The organism is Paraburkholderia sp., assembly GCF_035656215.1.
In the GTDB taxonomy this organism is placed as follows: domain Bacteria; phylum Pseudomonadota; class Gammaproteobacteria; order Burkholderiales; family Burkholderiaceae; genus Paraburkholderia.
Genome location: NZ_DASRSY010000296.1, coordinates 1 through 4685 on the forward strand (window position 1 = coordinate 1; position 4685 = coordinate 4685).

Below are 4685 nucleotides of genomic sequence, written 5' to 3' on the forward strand. Positions count from 1 at the left end.
ATGTACCCAAAAGTCCCGCTACGGCGAACGAGAATGCAGTGCCGGACGCCGATCAGGTGAAGCCCGGCGACGCTGCGCGCCGCGAAGCGCCGGACGCCAACCGCAACACGCCGGAAACGGCGCGCGAGCCACGACGCAATCCGGAAGGTGCGCAAGCGCCGGCGCAGAAAAATAATCCGCCGCGTGAGGCGCGCCGCGAAGCGGGCGCGCAGGCGCCGAAAACCGCTCATGAGGGGCGCAAACAGCCGCCACAGGGCGACGCTGCGCGTAGGCAGGTCAATGCCGGTGGCGCGTCGCAGCCGGCGCGTCGCGAGCCGCGCCCGCCGCGCGTTCAACGCGTCGTCGAACCGAACCCGATTCCGCCGATCACCTTCCCCGAAGCGCTGCCGGTGTCCGGCCGCCGCGAGGAGATCGCTAAGGCGATTGCGCAGAATCAGGTCGTGATCGTATGCGGCGAGACGGGTTCGGGAAAGACAACCCAGTTGCCGAAAATCTGCCTCGAACTCGGTCGTGGCCTCGGCGCGGGCGGCACGGGCCTGATCGGCCACACGCAACCGCGCCGGATCGCGGCGTCGGCGACAGGCCGCCGTATCGCCGAAGAACTCGGCACGCCGTTTGGCGTTGTGGTCGGCTACAAGGTGCGTTTTACCGACAATCTGTCGCCGGGCGCGTCGGTCAAACTCATGACCGACGGCATTCTGCTCGCCGAAACGCAGACCGATCCGCTGCTGAAAGCCTACGACACGCTGATCATCGACGAAGCGCACGAGCGCAGCCTGAACATCGATTTCCTGCTTGGGTATCTGAAGGAAATTCTCGTCAAGCGGCCCGATCTGAAGCTGATCGTGACCTCGGCGACGATCGACGCGGATCGCTTCGCGCGCCATTTTGGCAGCGACGAGAAGCCTGCACCGGTGATCGAAGTGAGCGGCCGGCTCTATCCGGTCGAGATGCGCTATCGGCCGGTCGCGGAAGACAGTCCGGCAGTGAAGTCGGCGGAAGGCTCTTCCGCATCGTCGTCGCGTGAAAGGCCGAAGACACAGCGCGAGACCGACCGCGATCTGATGGAAGCGATCGTCGACGCGGTCGACGAACTGTGTCGCGAAGGCCCCGGCGACGTGCTCGTCTTCCTGCCCGGCGAGCGCGAGATTCGCGATGCCGCTGAAGCGCTGCGCAAACACCACCCGCCGCATACGGAAATTCTGCCCTTGTTCGCGCGTTTGTCGGCCGCCGAACAGGAGCGCGTGTTCCGCAGCTCGAACGCGCGCCGCATCGTGCTCGCGACCAACGTCGCCGAAACCTCGCTGACCGTGCCTGGGATTCGCTATGTGGTCGATACGGGTCTGGCGCGCGTGAAGCGCTACTCGTATCGCAACAAGGTCGAGCAACTGCAGGTCGAATCGATTTCGCAGGCCGCCGCGAATCAGCGGGCTGGGCGCTGCGGCCGCGTCGCCGATGGTGTCTGTATTCGTCTGTACGAGGAAAGCGACTACCAGGGCCGCGTGCGCTTCACCGATCCTGAGATTTTGCGTTCGTCCTTGGCGTCGGTGATTCTGCGCATGAAGTCGCTGCATCTGACGGCGATCGAAACCTTCCCGTTCATCGAGCCGCCGCCCGGCCGCGCCATTGCCGACGGCTATCAACTGCTCAACGAACTGGGCGCCGTCGACGACGACAACCAGCTCACGCCGCTCGGCCGCGAACTCGCGCGCCTGCCGCTTGATCCGCGCGTCGGCCGGATGATTCTCGCCGCGCGCGATCAGCAGGCGTTGAAGGAAGTGCTGATCATCGCCAGCGCATTGTCGGTGCAAGACCCGCGTGACCGGCCGATCGAAGCGCAGGAGCAAGCCGACCAGGCGCATCGCCGGTTCGCCGACGAGCGTTCCGAATTTCTGCAGTGGCTGAAGATCTGGAACTGGTTCGAAGAAGCGATCGCGCACAAGAAGTCGAACCGGCAGTTGCAGGACGAGTGCCGCAAGAACTTCCTGTCGCAACTGCGCCTGCGTGAATGGCGCGATGTGCACTCGCAATTGCTGACGGTGGTGCGTGAGCATGGCTGGCGTCTTAACGAAGCCGAAGCGACCTTCGAGCAGATCCACCTCGCGTTGTTGACCGGCTTGCTCGGCAACATCGGCTTGAAAGCCGACGACGAACCGTATTTCCTCGGTGCGCGCAGCATCAAGTTCTACCTTTGGCCGGGCTCGGCGCTGGTGAAGAAGGCCGGGAAGTGGGTCATGGCCGCGGAGCTGGTCGAGACGAGCCGTCTGTACGCACGCTGCATCGCGAAGATCGAACCGGAATGGATCGAGAAAATCGGCGAGCATCTGCTGAAGAAGTCATTGTCCGAGCCACATTGGGAAAAGCGCGCGGCGCAGGTGTCGGCGTTTGAGCGCGCGGTGCTGTACGGCCTGCCGATCTATCACCGGCGGCGCGTGAGTTTCGGCAAACAGGACCCGGCGCGGGCGCGCGAGTTGTTCATTCGCGGTGCGCTGGTGGAAGGCGAGTTCGACACGAAGCTCGCGTTCTTCGCGCACAACCGCAAGCTGCTCGCCGATATCGAGCAACTGGAACATAAGTCGCGCCGTCAGGACGTGCTGGTCGACGACGAACTGATTTTTGGTTTCTACGATCAGGCGTTGCCGCAAGGTATTTACACGGGCGCATCGTTCGAGCGCTGGTATCGCGACGAGGTCAGGAAGAGCGGCCAGCCGGAGGACAAGCTGCGTCTGCTGTATCTGTCGCGTGACGATCTGATGCGGCACGAAGCCGCCGGTGTGACGACCGACCTGTTCCCGAAACGGATGACGATGGCGGGCGTTGAGATGGTGCTCACGTATCACTTCGAGCCTGGTTCGCCGCGCGACGGCGTGACGCTCGCGGTGCCGCTCTATGCGCTGAATCAGGTCGACGCGCGCCGTTGCGAATGGCTCGTGCCCGGCATGCTGAAAGAGAAGGCGCAACTGTTGCTGAAATCGTTGCCGCAGAAGCTGCGGCGCCATTGCGTGCCGCTGCCTGAGTTCGCGGCGGGTTTCGTCGATCGGCATAGCGGTCCTCGCTTCGGCGCGGGCGGTTTGCTCGAGTCGCTGATTGCGGACATTCGCGAGCAAACCCAGGTCGCAATGAAGCAGTCAGACTTCAAGCTCGAAACGCTGACGCCGCATCTGTTCATGAACTTCAAGGTCATCGACGAGCACGGGCGGCAGCTCGCGATGGGCCGGAATATGTCGCAACTGCGCGCTGAACTCGGTGGGCAGGCGCAGCAGCATTTTCAGAAAATCGCGTCGGGTGCCGCTAGCGCGGCGTTGGCGGATGCGGGCGGCGGCGGTAGCGTGGCGGTTGGCTCGCAAGCGGCCGGCTCAGCAGCCGCGGCAAGCGGCGCTGCGCAGCGAGGCAAGGGCGCTGCTGCGCCTGGTTCGCAAACGGCATCGCAAGGCAGCGCTGAACCGGGCACCGCGCTCTACGAAAAGCTGACCACGTGGAATTTCGGCAAGCTCCCTGAGTTGCTCGAAATCCGCCGCGGTGGGCAGACGTTGTTCGGCTATCCGGCGCTAGTGGATCGCGGCACGCACTGTGACGTCGAAGTGTTCGATTCACCGGACGAAGCCGCGCGTATCCATCGCGCAGGGCTGCGGCGATTGTTCGCGTTGCAATTGAAAGAGCCGATCAAGTACCTGGAGAAAAATCTCCCGGGGTTGCGCGAAATGGCGATGCAGTTCATGCCACGCGGCACGCAGGAGGAGCTGCGCGATCAACTGATCGATACCGCGCTTGACCGCGCTTGTCTGCAAGATCCGCTGCCTGCTGATGACGCCAGTTTCCACACGCGCCGCGATGAAGGTCGCAGCCGTCTGACTTTGTTGGCGCAGGAAATTGCCCGCCTCGTCGGGCAGATTCTCAGCGAATACGCGACGGTGACGAAAAAGCTGGTGCAGGCGAAGTCGTTCACGGCCGCGCATGGGGACATGCAGAGCCAGCTGGATGGTCTGATTGGCAAGCGTTTCGTGGTCGATACGCCATATCCCCAGTTGGCGCACTTTCCGCGCTATCTGAAAGGGATTGCGATGCGCATCGACAAGCTTAAGGCGGACTCCGCGCGCGATGCCCGACAGTTCGCCGAGTTCCAGCCGCTATTGCAGAACTATCAGCGTGCAGTCGCGCAACGCGGTGGTGTGCTGGATCCGCGCTTGTCGGAGTTCCGTTGGCTGCTGGAGGAGTTGCGGATTTCGCTGTTCGCGCAGGAGTTGCGTACGCCGATGCCGGTTTCGGTTAAGCGTCTGTACAAGGTGTGGGAGTCGATGCAGCGCTGAGCGGCGCGTGGGGTGGGGGCATCGCGGGAGGTGCCCGCTCCATTTGCGCGGCGCGGGCTGCGCGCTGCAACGCTTTTGCAGCGTGCATAAAAAAGCGCGCGACGCCGTTCCTTTTGAGAATGACATCACGCGCAAAGGGCGGGGCCCTTTCGGACCCGCGCCCGCTCGCTGCTTGTACTGCAAAGCTGCTGACTTCGACGTGACGGGCCCAAATCGAGCCGGTCACGCTTTCTGCCGAAGTTTTACCAGTGCATGCCTGCGCCAACCGACGCGCCAAACTGGCCACGCGAGTCAGAGGTGCCTTGCACTTTGTAGACCCACTTGCCGGTTTCCGACAACTGCGATACGCCGATGGCCATGGCCGACTGGCCGCCATAC

At 63.5% G+C, this 4685-nt stretch carries 2 protein-coding genes; one reads left to right on the forward strand and one right to left on the reverse strand.

What is annotated here, in order from left to right; all coding sequences use genetic code 11:
• Positions 1–38: 38 nt before the first annotated feature.
• Complete coding sequence (gene hrpA / locus VFE81_RS16575; protein ID WP_414695608.1) at positions 39–4307, forward strand: ATP-dependent RNA helicase HrpA; 4269 nt, start codon at positions 39–41, stop codon at positions 4305–4307.
• Between the two features lie 242 nt (positions 4308–4549).
• On the opposite strand, the gene VFE81_RS16580 is transcribed toward hrpA, so the two are convergent.
• On the reverse strand, positions 4550–4685 hold a 136-nt coding region (locus VFE81_RS16580; RefSeq protein WP_325045639.1), incomplete at its 5' end, for a YadA C-terminal domain-containing protein.